At 32.6% G+C, this 16,612-nt stretch carries 16 protein-coding genes and 1 pseudogene; 9 read left to right on the forward strand and 8 right to left on the reverse strand.

Annotation, left to right across the window (positions count from 1 at the left end):
* Positions 1-82: 82 nt before the first annotated feature.
* The 4 genes from DSQ20_RS06235 to DSQ20_RS06250 all read right to left on the reverse strand — a co-directional run bounded on the left by DSQ20_RS06235 (position 83) and on the right by DSQ20_RS06250 (position 3,914).
* Complete coding sequence (locus DSQ20_RS06235; RefSeq protein ID WP_179364991.1) at positions 83-1,006, reverse strand: mechanosensitive ion channel domain-containing protein; 924 nt, start codon at positions 1,004-1,006, stop codon at positions 83-85.
* A 220-nt stretch (positions 1,007-1,226) separates the two neighbouring features.
* On the reverse strand, positions 1,227-1,772 hold the full coding sequence (locus DSQ20_RS06240) for a hypothetical protein (protein ID WP_179364992.1): 546 nt from the start codon (positions 1,770-1,772) through the stop codon (positions 1,227-1,229).
* A gap of 6 nt (positions 1,773-1,778) precedes the next feature.
* Positions 1,779-3,164, reverse strand: a complete 1,386-nt coding sequence (locus DSQ20_RS06245; RefSeq protein ID WP_007550732.1) for a cell division protein FtsZ — start codon at positions 3,162-3,164, stop codon at positions 1,779-1,781.
* Positions 3,165-3,293: 129 nt separating this feature from the next.
* Positions 3,294-3,914 carry a Snf7 family protein gene (locus DSQ20_RS06250; RefSeq protein ID WP_179364993.1) on the reverse strand — a complete coding sequence of 207 codons (621 nt, stop codon included), beginning with the start codon at positions 3,912-3,914 and terminating at the stop codon, positions 3,294-3,296.
* A 144-nt stretch (positions 3,915-4,058) separates the two neighbouring features.
* Here DSQ20_RS06250 and DSQ20_RS06255 point away from each other — a divergent pair, with 144 nt between their 5' ends.
* The 4 genes from DSQ20_RS06255 (at position 4,059) to tpiA (ending at position 8,220) form a co-directional block, all read left to right on the forward strand.
* On the forward strand, positions 4,059-4,595 hold the full coding sequence (locus DSQ20_RS06255; RefSeq protein ID WP_237698838.1) for a dCMP deaminase family protein: 537 nt from the start codon (positions 4,059-4,061) through the stop codon (positions 4,593-4,595).
* A gap of 4 nt (positions 4,596-4,599) precedes the next feature.
* Positions 4,600-7,158, forward strand: a complete 2,559-nt coding sequence (locus tag DSQ20_RS06260; RefSeq protein ID WP_179364994.1) for a DNA-directed DNA polymerase I — start codon at positions 4,600-4,602, stop codon at positions 7,156-7,158.
* Positions 7,159-7,167: 9 nt separating this feature from the next.
* On the forward strand, positions 7,168-7,452 hold the full coding sequence (locus DSQ20_RS06265) for a SemiSWEET family sugar transporter (RefSeq protein ID WP_179364995.1): 285 nt from the start codon (positions 7,168-7,170) through the stop codon (positions 7,450-7,452).
* Positions 7,453-7,560: 108 nt separating this feature from the next.
* Positions 7,561-8,220 carry a triose-phosphate isomerase gene (tpiA, locus tag DSQ20_RS06270; protein ID WP_179364996.1) on the forward strand — a complete coding sequence of 220 codons (660 nt, stop codon included), beginning with the start codon at positions 7,561-7,563 and terminating at the stop codon, positions 8,218-8,220.
* Between the two features lie 31 nt (positions 8,221-8,251).
* Here tpiA and DSQ20_RS06275 read toward each other — a convergent pair whose 3' ends face one another.
* Positions 8,252-8,713, reverse strand: a complete 462-nt coding sequence (locus tag DSQ20_RS06275; protein ID WP_179364997.1) for a hypothetical protein — start codon at positions 8,711-8,713, stop codon at positions 8,252-8,254.
* 178 nt (positions 8,714-8,891) lie between these two features.
* On the opposite strand from DSQ20_RS06275, the pseudogene DSQ20_RS06280 reads away from it, so the two are divergent.
* Both DSQ20_RS06280 and DSQ20_RS06285 read left to right on the forward strand, forming a co-directional pair.
* A pseudogene (locus DSQ20_RS06280) lies at positions 8,892-9,336 on the forward strand (Lrp/AsnC family transcriptional regulator).
* A gap of 1,025 nt (positions 9,337-10,361) precedes the next feature.
* The gene (locus DSQ20_RS06285) at positions 10,362-10,556 is read left to right on the forward strand and encodes a hypothetical protein (protein ID WP_179364998.1); all 195 of its coding nucleotides are present in this window, start codon (positions 10,362-10,364) and stop codon (positions 10,554-10,556) included.
* On the opposite strand, the gene DSQ20_RS06290 is transcribed toward DSQ20_RS06285, so the two are convergent.
* From DSQ20_RS06290 to DSQ20_RS06300, 3 genes are all read right to left on the reverse strand, one after another.
* A complete protein-coding gene (locus DSQ20_RS06290; RefSeq protein ID WP_179364999.1) occupies positions 10,521-11,051 on the reverse strand; it encodes an Lrp/AsnC ligand binding domain-containing protein in 531 nt (176 codons plus the stop codon). The genes DSQ20_RS06285 and DSQ20_RS06290 overlap by 36 nt on opposite strands.
* A gap of 3 nt (positions 11,052-11,054) precedes the next feature.
* Entirely contained in the window at positions 11,055-11,294 is a 240-nt protein-coding gene (locus tag DSQ20_RS06295; protein ID WP_179365000.1) for an Lrp/AsnC ligand binding domain-containing protein, read from the reverse strand.
* 99 nt (positions 11,295-11,393) lie between these two features.
* Positions 11,394-11,864, reverse strand: coding sequence for a VOC family protein (locus DSQ20_RS06300; protein WP_179365001.1), 471 nt, complete (start codon positions 11,862-11,864; stop codon positions 11,394-11,396).
* A 357-nt stretch (positions 11,865-12,221) separates the two neighbouring features.
* Here DSQ20_RS06300 and ppdK point away from each other — a divergent pair, with 357 nt between their 5' ends.
* The 3 genes from ppdK (at position 12,222) to DSQ20_RS06315 (ending at position 16,574) form a co-directional block, all read left to right on the forward strand.
* Positions 12,222-15,005 carry a pyruvate, phosphate dikinase gene (gene ppdK / locus DSQ20_RS06305; protein WP_179365002.1) on the forward strand — a complete coding sequence of 928 codons (2,784 nt, stop codon included), beginning with the start codon at positions 12,222-12,224 and terminating at the stop codon, positions 15,003-15,005.
* A 47-nt stretch (positions 15,006-15,052) separates the two neighbouring features.
* Positions 15,053-15,610, forward strand: coding sequence for a CBS domain-containing protein (locus tag DSQ20_RS06310; protein ID WP_179365003.1), 558 nt, complete (start codon positions 15,053-15,055; stop codon positions 15,608-15,610).
* A gap of 106 nt (positions 15,611-15,716) precedes the next feature.
* On the forward strand, positions 15,717-16,574 hold the full coding sequence (locus DSQ20_RS06315) for a hypothetical protein (RefSeq protein ID WP_179365004.1): 858 nt from the start codon (positions 15,717-15,719) through the stop codon (positions 16,572-16,574).
* Positions 16,575-16,612 lie beyond the last annotated feature (38 nt).

A 16,612-nucleotide genomic window follows, 5' to 3' on the forward strand; every position in this document is an offset into this window, starting at 1 on the left:
ATAAATGATCAGAATGTGCTAAATACAACTTAACAACTTAGATTTAAATTTCAAAATAAGAAAAAGGATTTAACTAACAGAGTTAATTAAAAATTTTAATTGTTTGATTCATCAAAGTTTTTGTTGGAATTACAATACTCTCATTTTGGTCATTTGTAACAATAACATGTAGTAAATGTGCAGCTGTAACTGTTCCAGAGACATCTCCAATTTTGACTTTTTGCCCAACCTTTAGAATAGAACGTTGAGTTGAAGCGCCCATAATAGATGCAGGAATCAAGTCTTTTAGTGCAAATCCCAAACCAATTGCAATTGATGCGCCAATAGCTACTGCAATGCTCCAAGAAAATGCAGACACCAGTATTGGGATAATATCTTGGCCGACACCTAATTGTGTGAAAGCAATTGCAAAGATTATTCCATAAATTACTGCTTTAATTACAGATATTATTAATCGCGGACTGCCAATATGATGATCCAGTAATTGGTGCTCAATCCATTTACTAACAAAATTAACAACAATAGAACCAACAACAATTATCAATACAAAGGCAAGGAGATTTGGAACCCACAGCCATAGGCTGGTAAGAGCAGTGGATAGTTGCTCAAACTGTAATGCATTAACTGCTGCAACGATAAAGAACAAATAAACAAACCAACGGATGGTTGCTGAAATTAGATTTACAGAGTTAAATTTACCATATACTTCTTCTGCTAGGTTTAGTTCCTGATTCTTTTGGCTGGTTTTTTGGAGTATTTTTGTTACAGCCTTAGTTGTAACTCTGCCTACGATTTTACCAGTAATAAAACCAATGATTAGCAAAATAGCTGCTGCAATTATTTTTGGAGTGCTGTCTGCAACACTAATGGCAAATTCTTTTAATGCCTCAGTTGTAGGTACATAGATTCCTTCAACAAAGCTTTCTTGGGCAAATGCAGAATTAAAACTAGTTAAGATTAACGAGATAGACAATATCGCTATCAAATATTGTTTTGAACTTTGCATGGATTTCTTCGTGAAAGACGCCGGGTTATTATACCTTGTGAGTAAAAGTTGTTATCTAGACAACATCTTCACATTCACATTTTTTTTGTTTGTCTGAACGTGTATACTTTAGTTTATGACAAACTTCACAGTATAATTGATTTGCCACATTCATACAAGCACATTGTAGTATATCCATCTTTATCTTCATATTTTTGACATACTAAATTGTAAAATTAGTTTACTTTTTTTTAATTAACAGTGTATTTTGTATCTCATGAAGACTGTTGATGAATTTTTGTTTTGCTTCAAACTCATCTTTAACAGCAATGACTATCTCAGTTGGAGATAGCATTACATCTTTAACAACAAGAGGAGAGCTTAAACCCAACATCTCACATAAAATATCAAAAACGTTTTGGAATTTTGAGTTATCTCTATACTTGTAAACAGTTTTCCCATCAACTATTTTTGGACTTGTATCTAGAGGTATTATCAAATTTGGAGAGCTTACCTCAGAGATGAAAGTGTTGATATCTTTATCAATTATATTTCTAAGATCAGTTTTGGTTCTTTCTAGTTGTTCTTTTGCTTTTTCTAGCTCAACTAATTTATCATCATATCCAACGCCTATCATTTTTGCAAAAGTAGATTCAGTTGACCGCTTAAGAGGAATCTCATGTAGTTGGACATTCACATTAGATAGTGAATCTTCTACATCATGTAATTTTAGGCGGTTTTCCTTAATTTGGATGCCTAGATTTTCAAGAAATTCAAAATTGGACATATCTTTTTAGCTGAATTGGTGGACTACATCCATCAAGCCCTGTTTAAATTCTTCAGTTGAGAGGCCCCATCGACCATATTCATCTTTGTATCCATCCCATGCTTCTTCAGCTTCTTTTGCAATCTCCAAAATCTTTGGTCCAATCGCCTTTGTATTTACAAGAACGGCAATACTTGCTTGTTCTCCATCCATTATTGGGATTTTTACAAAGATCATTCTAGACTCTTCAATGTTGAATTTATCCTTGATTATTCTTTTAATGGCCTCTCTCTCCTTAATATCAAATTCACCTTTCACTTTAACTAAAACACAACAAGAATCACGTGAGCTTCCATTGTTTCGAATATCATTTTCATCAATATCAAACAGTAATGCATCTTCTTTCTTACCAAGTTTATTTAGAACGTCCTCCATTGTGTTATTTTTTGTAGATGTCAACATGTCTTTGCCCCATTGACTTTCAGATGGGCTAACTGGCATAATCCAAGGAATTGCAAATTTTGGTTTCTTTGTTGCAAGCCATGTACGATAATTAGACATATCCCATTCAGTTTCTCGTGCAAATGAAGAAATAAACATCGAAATAGTGTTTGCAGCTATCAAATTCATTCCCTTGTAATCTTTCCAACCAACTTCATGTTCTTTTGGAAGATCATCTATAATAGAAGGAATTTTTTGTAATTTCTTGTCATGTTGATGAGCAAGTTTTCTTAGTGCTTTATTTGAAACCAAGATAGAACAATCGCTGTATTTGATTTGGTATTCCAAATTCATTACAATGTTAATTGCAGCTGCCTCAAAAATTACCGGATCCCATCCAAATTCAGGCATTAATCCAAAAGTGGCAATTGTGGCATGTTCTTTGGTATTGGTTTTTATGTATTCAATAAACGCACTTGAAAATGAGCTTCCAGTTCCACCACCCATGGCAAATGGAACAACATAACCTCTTACTGGTTCTGGTGAAATTGCAGACAGCTGTTTTTTGATATCAACCTTAGTCTTCATTTCTTCAAGGAATCTTGTCTTTCCTTCTGCCCAGTTTCTTGCAGCCCCTCCTGCACCATGAATTACATGCTGATCACGTAAAGCAAAAAGGTCAGGATATGATTGTAAAATTAGATTAGCGGCCCTTGGATCAAGATCAACAAGCAGTGCCCTTGGAATAAGTGGGATATCACCATCACCGTATGATGGGGAAAATCTCAAAATTGTGCTTCCGTATCTTTTTAAAACTCGCGATTCATCTTTTGAATTTAATGTGGGTTTCAGAGGGTCTGCTCCAACATCTAATAACAATCTTCGATATGATTCAGCCCCAAGTCCTATTCCACAATGACCAAAACAGATCATCAGAACAGGTGCTGGTGGGAGAGGTGCTAATTTAGACATGAATTACTTGACCTAAAATGCTATTACGCTGCTCATTAATAAGAGAGTAGAACAAATTATACCAACCATATCATGTATAGATACTTTTTTACTTAAAAATTGTTTTAAAATATGGATTTTTTTAATTGTCTATTGAAGACCGATAGAGTTTGAAGATGAAATTCCAGTTGGAATTGATGGGAATTTATCACCAACACGGGTTCCAGCAACGGCAGCTGCTTCTTTAAGGATATTTTCAGTCTCTTCGTTTGATGCACCATCAAATTCAAAGCTTCCTTCAAATGAACCAGAAATGGATTCATTGAGAATACCAAATAATGATTCAAATTCACGGCTTACCTCGGGCATGATTTTTCCCAAAGCTGGCTTTAAGGCATTCATGGTTGCCATAACTGGGCCTAATGATGCCATTGCATCACCTAAATCAGACACAGTAGATAATCGTAGATTAACTTGTTCTAAGGAGATCTTCATAGTGTTTAGAATTTTTTTGTTCTTTCTTATTTCCACTAATTCATTTGCAAGAACTCTTCCAGTTGAAATGTCATGGTTCTTTTTTGCCATTACAATTCTGTTAAATAATTTTGCATCTTTTTCATCTAATGTTTTTACTTTGTAATCAAGAGTAGATACAGTTTTGTTTAATTGTACAAGTGAGTTTTGAATTCTTGGCTTAATTGGTGCTTCTTTTTTTAGACTACGGATATGGTCTGAAATTCCTTTTGATTGAGGATTATTCCAATTTGTCATGAAATTCTATTTTATATGATTAAACAAGATCATAATCAAATGAGTTGAAGATATTATACAAATTAGATAGTTTTGTGGAATGGTGTCTATTCAGACAGTCAAAATTTAACGAATTGTATGAATCAATATATTGAACAAATAGGCATGATTTGTGTGAGTAAATCTTTTGAGAGGCCAAATTGGGATGAATATTTTATGCTTCAAGCAGAATTGGCCAAACTTCGTTCAAATTGTATGACTAGACAAGTAGGTGCAGTAATTGTTCGTAAAAATAGACAATTAGCAACAGGGTATAACGGAACACCTCCAGGAATTAAAAACTGCTTTGATGGAGGATGCAAACGTTGTCAACTAAGAATGGAGGGAAAGATAGAATCAGGAGCATCGTTGGATAGGTGCCTTTGTAATCATGCAGAGGCAAATGCAATAATGCACTGTGCAATATTAGGAATTGAAGCTGGCATAGCAGGAGCTATTCTATACACAACATTTGTCCCATGTTTAGAGTGCACAAAGATGGCAATAACAATTGGAATTAAAAAATTTGTATGTCTTGATTCGTATCCAGAAACTGATTTTGAATTATTAAAAGAAGCTGGAGTTGAAGTGATTCAATTAGATAAAAGTAGAATCACTAAGTGGGCAAAGGAGCTAGTAAGCAAATACGAAAATTCTAAGTGATCATATGCAAGTGGACATTAAAGAAACTGAAAAGATAACAACAATGCCACCATCAATGTTAGTATCTGCAACATATGACAACATAACTAGATCCGCGGTTTTAAAATTCTATGAACCTACATCACAAAAATTAATTTTATGGAATGATGAAACAGGACACAAACCATATTGTTATTCAAGATTAACTCCAGATGAGCTTGACTTTTTACAAGAGAGAGACGACATTTTAGAGATTAAATCAGTGAGAAGACATGATTTAATGAAAGACGAAGAAGTAATTCTTTCAAAAATAATAGTAGCTGACCCACTAACAATAGGAGGAACTGCAGGAGACAAAAGTATCAGAAACATAATTGAAACATGGGAGTCAGATATCAAATATTATGAAAATTATCTTTATGATAGATCATTAATTGTTGGAAAGTATTATGAAATAATTGACGGAAAAATAAAACCACATGATTTAGAAATATCAGACGAAGTCAAGCTTGCTCTGAAAAGTTTGTTGTGGGATAAAGTAGATAGCGAGAATATGGTGGACCCAAAAGAATTCAAGGAGTTAATTTCCGATTGGGCAGACTTGTTGAATCAACCAATCCCCAGAATCAAAAGATTAAGCGTGGATATCGAAGTTGAGGCTGAAATTGGAAGAATTCCAGACCCAAAAATCGCAGAAAAAAAAGTTACCGCTGTGGGCCTAAAAGGAACAGACGGGTTTGATAAAATTTTTGTATTAAGAACTGAGGGGACTGAAGAAGGCGTAAACGAGCTCGATAAAAATATCAAAATTGTATTTTATGAACCAGACAAAGAAAAAGAGATGATTTTAGATGCTTTTAAGATAATTGAAGAGTTTCCTTTTGTACTAACATACAACGGAGATGATTTTGATTTACCATATTTGTTTAACAGAGCAGAAAGACTTGGAATTAAAAAAGAGGATAATCCATTATACATGATGAAAGATTCTGCAACATTAAAACACGGAGTTCATCTTGATTTGTATAGAACTTTATCAAACAGATCATTTCAGATTTACGCTTTTAGTCAAAAGTATACAGACTTTTCATTGAACAGTGTATCAAAAGCACTCTTAAACAAAGAAAAAATTGATTATGGATTAGATTTTGATCAACTTACACTCTATCAAACTGCAAATTATTGTTACAATGACGCATTACTAACATATGAGCTATCAAGTTTCAACAAAGATCTTTTGATGGACTTGCTTGTAATCATAGCAAGAATTGGTAGAATGCCTATAGATGATATTGCTCGAATGGGGGTATCGCAATGGATTCGTAGTCTACTGTATTATGAACACAGACAAAGAAATGCGTTAATTCCAAAAAGAGAGGAATTAGAAAGAAGATCAGAAGGAGTAGCATCAGATGCAGTAATCAAAGATAAGAAATATCGCGGAGGCTTAGTAATTGATCCAAAAGAAGGAATTCATTTTGAGGTAGTAGTAATGGATTTTGCAAGTCTATATCCAAGTATAATCAAAGTGAGAAACATATCATATGAAACTGTAAGGTGTTCACATAGCGAATGTAAAAAAAATACTATTCCTCAAACTAATCATTGGGCATGTACCAAAAGAAATGGGTTAACAGCGATTATCATCGGATCATTACGAGATTTAAGAGTAAATTACTACAAGAGTCTCTCAAAAAAGGAGACACTTACAGATGAACAAAGACAGCAGTACACAGTAGTCAGTCAAGCACTCAAAGTTATCTTAAACGCAAGCTATGGGGTGATGGGTGCGGAGATATTTCCACTATATTTTCTCCCTGCTGCAGAAGCAACAACTGCAATTGGAAGATTCACCATTTTAGAAACAATCAAAAAATGTGAGGAGATTGGAATCGAGGTACTATATGGCGATACAGATTCATTATTTATCAAAAAACCTACAGATGAACAAGTTCACAAAGTAATAGAACAGGCAAAAAAGGATCACGGGGTTGATCTAGAGATAGATAAAGTGTATAGATACTGCGTACTGAGTAACAGAAAGAAAAATTATCTCGGTGTAACTAAATCAGGAACAGTAGATGTCAAAGGACTTACTGGGAAAAAATCACATACACCGCCGTTTATCAGAAAATTATTTTATGAGTTACTAGATGTATTATCAACTGTTCAAACAATAGAAGACTTTGAAAAAGCAAAACTAGCTATCACAAACAAGATTGCAACATGTGCAAAAAAAGTGGAGTCAAAGGAGATTCCACTCCAAGACTTGACATTTAATGTAATGATTAGTAAGGCACCATCTGAGTATACCAAGACAGTTCCACAGCACATTCGGGCTGCCAAATTACTTGAATCAATCAGAGAGGTAAAAAAAGGAGATAAAATATCATATGTTAAAATCATAAACAAACCGGGAGTCAAACCAGTGGAGCTAGCTAAAAAAGAAGAGATAGATTCAAAGAAATACATGGAATTTATGGAATCCACATTGGATCAAATTACATCTTCAATGGATTTGGATTTTTCAACTATGTTAGGAAAACCGAAACAAACAGGATTAGATGAGTTTTTCTGGAATTAGTGATGAATAATGGAAATTGATGGGACTTTACTTACCATATTGGGAATCGCTGCAGGAATACTGATTTTATCTGGTTGGGTAGACCAAATCATCAAAGGTTACAAAACTAAGAGCCTCAAAGATGTTTCAAAATATTTGATGTTATTTATCTCAGGGGGCTCAATTTTGTGGCTAATTTATGGAATGGTTGTTTCAGATGTATTTATCATTGGGACAAACATCGCAGCAATCTTTCTTATGATGACAGTATTATTTATGAAAAAAAGATATGAAAAAGCTACAAATGCAAATTAATGAAATAACAAGTATTGGAAAAAAATTAAAAATAATTATATTCAATATACAAATTAGCCTCAAAAATTCTTACAATAGATTATAAAATAACATCGACCACATCTAAGAGTGTTCATAATTAACTGTAAAAACTATGAAGAGATTTCAGGAGATAAAATACTAAAGTTTGTTAAAATTGCAGAAAAAGTTTCAAAAAAATACAAGGTAAAAATAGCAATTGCACCTCCTCAGCACCTAATTGGCCTAGTATCAAATAGCAAAATTCCAATTTTTGCTCAACACGTAGACAATTCTAAAGTTGGTAGTACTACAGGATATGTGATTCCTGAACTATTAAAAAAATCAAAAGTAACAGGATCACTGATCAACCACAGTGAACATAGAATTTCAAGTGAAGATATCTCAAAACTCGTCATGAAGCTACGTGAATTAAAAATGATATCAGTAGTTTGTGTAAAAGATGTTGCAGAAGCAAAAAAATACTCAAAACTTAATCCAGACTATATTGCAATTGAACCACCAGAACTAATTGGTTCAGGAAAAGCAGTATCAAATGAAAGACCAGAGATAATTATCAAAGCTGCTGATGCAGTAAATAGTGCAAATAACAATACAAAGATACTTTGTGGCGCAGGTATTGTATCAGGCCAAGATGTTTCAAAAGCATTAGAATTAGGCTCTGAAGGAATTTTAGTAGCAAGTGGGATAATCAAAGCAAAAAACTGGAAAAAAATAATTGAAGAGTTTTCAAAAGCAATGAATAACTAAGAATTAACTATCAGATAGACATATAGAGTTTTTATAAATAATATTTTTTTCTAATTAGATCTAAATGATCCAACTTAATTTCTTCTTCGATTTCAAATAATATTTTTCCATGACTTTGAATCTCATAAACTCGATAAAAAATTTTCCCACTCTTATCAAAATTTGCAGAGATTACTTTTTTGTCATTTAAAATAGAATATCTATTAAGAATTGTTCCTACAAGACTTCGTTTCTGAAGTAATTCATTAACAACTAAATCAGGCAGTTGATTTCTATCAAATTTTATTATTGCTCGGATTATTGGCAATCCATCCGCAGATACAACAATTTTTCTTTCAAATTTTGTACCAGGTTTTGGAGTATTTTGTTCGATTAAATCTATACATATTTTACAATTTAGATTCTCACCTAGTACTGTAACTACTTGTCCCAACGGGGCATCAAGAATTTTTTTCAGGAATATATCATTTTCATCTAATTTTGAAATAGACATTCTAATGCCTCAAATATCTCAATGTGTGGACAGTAAATTTTACAATTGGATCGGTAGCAACTAACATAATCATCATAATGATATTATTTTAGATAAATATAAGGAATATATCGATATTTCTTTAGATTCATTAAGATATTAAGCATAATCTTAAATATTTATTCATATTATATGAAATATGGAATTTGATGAAACCGATACAAAAATTATCAAGAACCTACTTGTTGATGCGAGATTATCAGCTAGACAGCTTGCACATAAAATTGGATTATCAACTGTCACAGTGCTTAGTAGAATTAAGAAACTTGAGCAAAAAAAAAATAATCACAGGCTATACTGCACGATTAGATCATCAAATACTGGGGTATGACCTAACAGCAATAATAGAAGTTAAAACGACTAAGGGTAAAATGTTAGAGATAGAAAGCAAAATTGCAGAAAATGAGAATGTATGTGCAGTATATGATGTAACAGGTCCAGCAGATATTTTAGTGATAAGCAAGTTCAAAAACAGAGAGGAGTTAAGCAAATTTGTTAAAAGTCTATCAACCATAGCAAATGTTGAAAATACAGAAACGCATATCGTATTAAACAGTGTTAAAGAAGATTTTCGATTATCATAAGATGTAAATAATTTTAATTTAACATGGAATCCTCAATAAATTTTAAGGGTAGATTATGTGTATTTTACATTCAAGATATTGAATAAAAAATTATGAATAAATTAATTACTACACACCATAGAATAAGAAATATGATATCTTTATTGGGATAGTTAGTGCGATAGATACACTTGTATTATTTTTAAAATAATTATCTGAATATGATGATAAACTTTATCTAATTTTAAAATGTGAGTCAATCTTTTGGCACTAATGATAAATCATTTCATAAAGGATCATAGTATAATACAAAATTTAAGTTATTTAATAATGAGTTAATTAATTCACATTTATTTTTTACATATTGATAATAATAGTCAAAGCCTTAAATGAATTACATTTTCCAAGTTGGTTCCAAAAGTCTTAGCGAATAATAGCATATTCGCGTAAGTGTCTAATTAGAACTTCAACTGCCGGGACAGACATAGTGTAAAAGCTTTATCAGTATTGTTTCAAATTCTCTATCTAGATTATCTTTGTAGATATCGTGATAGATTCCAAACATGATATCAAGTAAATGCCATTACTTCGTTTTTATCCATTTTTTCTTTTAGTTTTTCTTTATCTCGTTCTTTTTTGTCTTTCATGTATGATATTGATTTAATTGGAATTTATTATCGATTGTATAAAATATTAACAAATATACAAATAATATTGATATAAATAAACAATTTTAAAGAATTTTAAATATTAATTATAATATTATTGATTCATAATTAGAGCGTGTATGAGATTTTAAAATGTGAATGTTATTCAGGTTCAAAAAGTTACGAAGATAATGACAGAATGCAAATTTGTATTTCATGTAATGGATGGATTGATGTGTAGAAATGAACTCAAAAGCAGATCTAGAAAAAAGAGAGCAATACACGAATTGTAGTAAATGCCACTTACCATTACCACATTGTCATTGCGTGTGTCCATATTGTGGAAATCGTGATGAATGTGAATGTGCTTTATTTGATACAGTAACAGGAGGTTAGAATTTGAATATCTACGACTCTAAAACAATTAGATGTGTTACATGCGACAAAGCAGTTGGAGAGGTTGATTTTGATGCTGAGATCATTCGTCCAAAATGTGGGCAGTGTTCAAATCCAACTCCAGACACCAAAGATAAAATGCCATATTTGATTTATCACGAATTATTTAGTAAAACCCTGATTTCCAACAACATTTAGAGTAATTGTGGATTTTATGTTTGGAATTTTTCGTATTTTTTTACTAATGATGTTAGAAATCTCGTTATAAGTAGGAGCAGCTAATTTGCAAATTATTTCAAAAGAACCAATTAGATTGTCAGCTTCCAGTATTTCAGGTATTTTTTCTAATTCCTGTAAAATTGATGATTCGTGTGATCTGCTACAGTGAATAATTACGAAAGCTTGCGCCATGTATTTATCTAAAATCTCTTTTTCACTTTTTGTTACTTTTTTAAAACTTAATTTTTCATTTACCATTAAGGTTAACGTGGAAGAAATTTTTTTGATTTTTCTGATTCCGTGTGAAATGTCATTTTGAATTTTTTGCTCGTCACTTGATTCAAGTTTTGTTAAAATATCATAAGAACCAAAAGTTCCATGTGCCTCTTTTACACTCTCAATATGATTCAGATAAGATAAAACGGAATCTTCAGTTCCAGATTCGTTAGATAGTAAGACATACGCTTTAGACATACTCTAGTTTTGTCCCTCAATTCCTACAAGGGTAAGTGTTGATCGTATGTGTTCCATTTTTCTAATACTCCAAATAATCATTTCACGTAATTTCTCTTTTTCAGCATGTTCCATTTTTGCAAGAATATCATAAGCCCCAAAAGTACCTTGAACTTCTTTGACAGAATCTATATGTTTTAGATTTTCAATGACAGACTCTTCTTGCCCAAGATCACAATTAATCAAAACATAAGCCACTGCCATAACGGTATAACTAATCATAATTATTATTTAAGATAAAATATCACTTCATGAAAATTTGTATCAATTACAAGTAATTTTCAAACAAATTTAATTTAAAATTTATTTGAGATTACCTTTCATAAATTCAGCACCGGCTTTTTGAATCTCCTCAAGTGACATTTCTTTTTTTCTGGTAGCAACAGTCCATCTATGACCAAATGGATCGACCAACATCCCAATTCTGTCTCCCCAAAATCCATCCATAAGAGGCAACATAGATTGGGCACCCACTGAAACAGCTTTACTAAAAACAGAATCAGCATCATCCACATACAAGTAAATTGCTCCGCTAGGCCCACCCGTAGATTTAGGGGACAGACATCCCATTTCAGGCATTTCGTCACAAAGCATAATGGCAGAATCACCAATTCTTATTTCAGCATGCATGATGGATTTGCTATCAGGACCTGGAAATCTATAAACTTCTTTTGCATCAAATGCTTTTTTGTAAAATTCTATTGCATCAGATGCTCCACGGATAGTCAAAGTAGGAGTAACAGAATGATATCCATCGGGAATTGGTTTTACCATGAAAGATAATAAAATAGAATCAATTTATCTTTTTATCGATCAGATATTTTTTCTCTAAAAAAATATTTTTCAGATATTGTAAATATGGTGTAATTTGTTTGATGTACCATATAGAAATCAAAGTAAAATAACTTGTCAATCATGGCAGCAAAGAAAAAAGCAGCAGCAAAAAAATCAGCAACAAAGAAAAAGTAACAATATAAGATATTTTTTATCTTACATTTTTTTTATTATAATCCCATAATCTAAAAATCCTAAAAAACGATCTATGACTTGTGTTTCAAAGAGGCAATTTAGAAATCCGCTGCAAGGCAATGCTTTAAAAACCCCTGATTTTGATTTGATAATCTAGACAAAATGAAACAAGTTTACTTTTATGATGAAGGAGACGGGAAAAACAAGAAGCTTCTAGGTGGAAAAGGAGCGGGTCTGTGTGAAATGACCCAACTCAAGTTACCAGTACCTCCAGGATTTACGATTACTACCCAAGTCTGTAATGAGTATTACCAAAATGGAAAAAAATTGCCAAAAACATTGATGGCAGAAGTAAAAAAGAACATTACAAAAATTGAAAAAAGAACAGGGAAGAAATGGAATTCTAAAGAAAACCCATTACTAGTTTCAGTGAGATCAGGCGCTGCAATATCCATGCCAGGAATGATGGATACTATTTTGAATTTAGGATTAAATGATGAAACTGTTGAAGGATTAGCAAAGAAGAGCAACAACCCAAGATTCGCGTGGGATTCTTACAGAAGATTTGTTCAGCTGTTTGGCAAAGTGGTATTTGGTGTTGATGATAAAAAATTTGATGTAGTTTTAGAAAATGCAAAATTAAATCAAGCAGTCCAGGCAGATAGCGCATTAAATGAAAAATCGTTGAAATCAGTAGTTACAGAATACAAAAAGATTTGTGAAAAACATACAGGGATGCCATTTCCTTCTGATCCTTTTGAGCAATTAGAATTAGCAATAAAAGCAGTGTTTGGAAGTTGGATGGGAGAACGAGCAATTGTATACAGAGAAAGGAATAACATTACAAAAGACATCGCAGATGGAACTGCGGTAAATGTAGTTTCAATGGCATTTGGAAATATGGGTAACGATAGTGCTACAGGAGTTGTTTTTACAAGAAACCCAGGAGATGGAACTAGACATCTTTTTGGGGAATATTTAGTGAATGCGCAGGGAGAAGATGTTGTGGCAGGGGTCAGAACTGGAAAACCAGTAGATGAAATGAAAATTGAAATGCCAGCATCATACAAGCAATTAGAGCAGACATGTGAAAGATTAGAAAGACATTACAAAGAACCACAAGATATAGAGTTTACAATTGAACGCGGTGTATTTTATTTATTGCAAACAAGAAATGCAAAGATGAATGCAGTTGGAATGGTAAAGACTTCAGTAGATATGGTTAATGAAAAATTAATTGATAAAAATAGAGCACTTACTAGATTACATGCCGAGCAATTAGAACAACTACTCCACAAAACAATTGATTCAAAATCTATTAAAAATTACACACTACTGGTAAAAGGAATAGCAGCATCACCAGGAGCAGCTAGCGGGATAGCAGTACTTGATGTAAAAAGGGCAACGGCTATGGGTGAAAATGGAGCCAAAGTAATTCTAGTCAGAGAAGAAACAAAGCCAGAAGATGTTCCAGCATTTTTTGAATCGGTAGGGATTCTTACAAGCAGAGGTGGAAAAACATCCCATGCAGCAGTAGTGGCAAGAGGTATGGGCAAACCATGTATTGTCGGTTGTTCAGATTTGAGAATTGATTATGATAATAAACAATTCAGCGTAGATGATAAAATAGTTCATGAAGGAGATGCAATTACAATTGACGGTAGTACAGGTTCAGTTTACTTGGGAGAAATTCCAACAACAGAACCAAAAATTACGGACGATTTTAAAACAATACTAGAATGGGCGCAAAAAGTAAAACAATTAGGCATCAGAGCAAACGCAGACACTCCAGAAGGAGCTAGATTAGCAAGAGAGTTTGGAGGTCAGGGTATCGGCCTATGTAGAACAGAAAGAATGTTCAACGGAAGTGATAGAATTGGATTATTTGTAGATATGATCATGGCAGAAAATATTGAAGAAAGAAAAAAAGTTTTGACCAAACTAGGGGAATTGCAAAAAAGTGATTTCATTGAAATACTAAAAGCGATGGAAGGATATGCAGTTACAATTAGATTATTGGATCCACCATTGCATGAATTTTTACCAAATCCAGAAGAGTTGAATCAAAAAATCCACAAACTAGAACAGAAAAATGAAATAGTAGAGTTAGAGAAAGCAAAAATCCTACTAAAAAGAGCAAAAGAACTTGCTGAAATTAATCCAATGATGGGACATAGAGGAGTAAGAGTAGGAATTACATATCCAGAAATTTATGAGATGCAAATCAGAGCAGTGTTTGAAGCGGCAGCAGAATTAGCAAAAAATAAAGTTGACGCTCATCCACAAATCATGATTCCACAAATTAGCAGTATTGCAGAATTAAACCATATTAAAAAAATCTACGATAATATCAAAAAAGAGATGGAATCAAAATACAATATGAAATTAAAGATTAATTTCGGAACAATGATTGAAGTTGTCAGAGCAGCTTTGACTGCAAATGAACTTGCCAGTACTGCAGAATTCTTTAGTTTCGGTACAAATGATCTTACACAAGGAACATTTAGCTTTAGTCGGGAAGATGTCGAAGGAAAATTCTTACCAGAATATATGGATAAAGAGATCCTAGAGAGAAATCCATTCCAATCAATTGATGTAAACGGAGTTGGAAGTTTAATGAAAATAGGCATCTCAGCTGGCAGAAACATCAAACCAGATATAGAGATAGGAATTTGTGGAGAGCATGGTGGAGACCCTAATTCAATCAAATTCTGCCATAATGCAAATCTAAGCTATGTTAGCGCATCACCACATAGAATTCCAATTGCAATAATAGCCGCCGCTCAGGCAGCAATTGAACAGCCAAAGAAAGGAAATGGGTCAAGAAAACCAGTAAAGAAATCAGCAAGAAAACCAGTAAAGAAATCAGCAAGAAAACCAGTAAAGAAATCAGCAAGAAAACCAGTAAAGAAATCAGCAAGAAAAAACAAATCTAAAAGAAAATAAGTACATAAAACACATTTTAAAACTAGTAACCCATAGAACAATACGAATTGCTACCAAGAATTGATTCCATTAAACAAATGAGATTAAAGATAGGAATTACACAAAAACAACTTGCAACAATGGTTGGAGTAAGCACGTCAATGATTAATCAAATAGAATCTGGTAGAAGTCAACCAAGTTATGACACTGCAAAAAAAGTTTTTGATAGTCTTGCAAATTTAGAAGGAAAATCATCATCTCATAAAGCTGGAGATTTCTGCAGTAAAGATGTTGTAAAATTAAAACCCACCAACACATTACATGATGCAATTAAAAAAATGCATGAATCATCCATTAGTCAGATTCCTATTTTCAATGGAACTGAACTTGTAGGCGTAATATCAGAAGATGGGATTGTCAAACATCTGGCAGATGTAGGGGAATCTGAACTAAAAAATGCAAAATTAGCAGATACAATGGAACCAGTTCCACCAATTGTGGATTATGATACACCAGCAAATATTCTTGTTCCATTAATCAGATATTCAAAATGTATTCTAGTATCAAAAAAATCAAAAATAATCGGAATAATTACGGCATCAGATACGTTAAAGATGATGGAATAAATTCAAATTTTAAAAACTTTCTAAATCACTATTAAAACAATTAGTATCAATCATCAGTAGAAATTCTCAGTAGACTAGATATTCTAAAAATATAGTTGTAAGATCAATGCTTAGAAAAACACTATTTGTAATGCTTTTTAGCATAATGATTACAGTCTCAATTTCATCGAGTCAATCTTATGCTGAAACAGACACAAAGTTCACAAAAATCCAAGGAAATGACTTGGAAAACAATCCGATTACAAAAAACATCTTAAAGAACATCGAAATTGCAAGAAAACAATTTGCAGCCATAAAAGAAAAAGAACAGAAAGAGAATGAATATCAAAAACACATCAATGAACAAAGAATAGCTGCTCAAGCCAGTTTAGACCAAGCTGTGACTAGAATGAATGACGCCTATGAAGAATTTACACCAAGAAATGCTTTTGCAAAATATGTATCAGGATTCAATGCCACTCATCAAGCAATATACTGGGATCAATTTGATTATCTCAATGCCAAGATAACTCTTGCAAAAGATGCTAGAGATACAGTTCTTAAAAATGGTGGTACATATTTTGATGCAATGAAGGAATATTCAAAATATGCAAAGATGACAAAAGTTGAAATGCTAAATGTCATAAAAGATTTGAATATCAAACATAACTTCACGGACAAAAAAACACAATCATATTTTGATGCAAATGGCAAACTACCAAGAGTAGAAAATGATCTAAATGCACCTTGCTATAACTGCAAAGCAACCATCACAAAAGTAAAGGCATCTGCAACTGAGACAACATCAATAACTGCTGAAAAACTAAAGCCAATTTCACAGTCAGATCAAATTGTGAATCTAAAAAACAAGCTTTCTGAGATTCAAAAAGACTTTGTAAGTTCAAAGAACATCATTGAGCAAAAAAAGATGGTACAGGACATGAATAACATCTTAAAACAAATTCAAGAATCAGGTAATTCTTGATAAATTTATTTTTTATTTTTTTATTTATTTAAAAATTA

Origin of the sequence: Nitrosarchaeum sp. AC2, assembly GCF_013407385.1 — an archaeon.
Lineage (GTDB): Archaea > Thermoproteota > Nitrososphaeria > Nitrososphaerales > Nitrosopumilaceae > Nitrosarchaeum > Nitrosarchaeum koreense.

Bases quoted from the DNA above. Each gene is read 5' to 3' on its own strand.
- DSQ20_RS06240 (WP_179364992.1), bottom strand. From the start codon at position 1,772: ATGTCCAATTTTGAATTTCTTGAAAATCTAGGCATCCAAATTAAGGAA.
- DSQ20_RS06295 (WP_179365000.1), bottom strand. From the start codon at position 11,294: ATGGCAGTGGCTTATGTTTTGATTAATTGTGATCTTGGGCAAGAAGAG.
- DSQ20_RS06275 (WP_179364997.1), bottom strand. From the start codon at position 8,713: ATGTCTATTTCAAAATTAGATGAAAATGATATATTCCTGAAAAAAATT.
- DSQ20_RS06245 (WP_007550732.1), bottom strand. From the start codon at position 3,164: ATGTCTAAATTAGCACCTCTCCCACCAGCACCTGTTCTGATGATCTGT.
- DSQ20_RS06250 (WP_179364993.1), bottom strand. From the start codon at position 3,914: ATGACAAATTGGAATAATCCTCAATCAAAAGGAATTTCAGACCATATC.
- DSQ20_RS06260 (WP_179364994.1), top strand. From the start codon at position 4,600: ATGCAAGTGGACATTAAAGAAACTGAAAAGATAACAACAATGCCACCA.
- DSQ20_RS06255 (WP_237698838.1), top strand. From the start codon at position 4,059: ATGATTTGTGTGAGTAAATCTTTTGAGAGGCCAAATTGGGATGAATAT.
- DSQ20_RS06300 (WP_179365001.1), bottom strand. From the start codon at position 11,864: ATGGTAAAACCAATTCCCGATGGATATCATTCTGTTACTCCTACTTTG.
- DSQ20_RS06315 (WP_179365004.1), top strand. From the start codon at position 15,717: ATGCTTAGAAAAACACTATTTGTAATGCTTTTTAGCATAATGATTACA.
- DSQ20_RS06235 (WP_179364991.1), bottom strand. From the start codon at position 1,006: ATGCAAAGTTCAAAACAATATTTGATAGCGATATTGTCTATCTCGTTA.
- DSQ20_RS06290 (WP_179364999.1), bottom strand. From the start codon at position 11,051: ATGTCTAAAGCGTATGTCTTACTATCTAACGAATCTGGAACTGAAGAT.
- ppdK (WP_179365002.1), top strand. From the start codon at position 12,222: ATGAAACAAGTTTACTTTTATGATGAAGGAGACGGGAAAAACAAGAAG.
- DSQ20_RS06265 (WP_179364995.1), top strand. From the start codon at position 7,168: ATGGAAATTGATGGGACTTTACTTACCATATTGGGAATCGCTGCAGGA.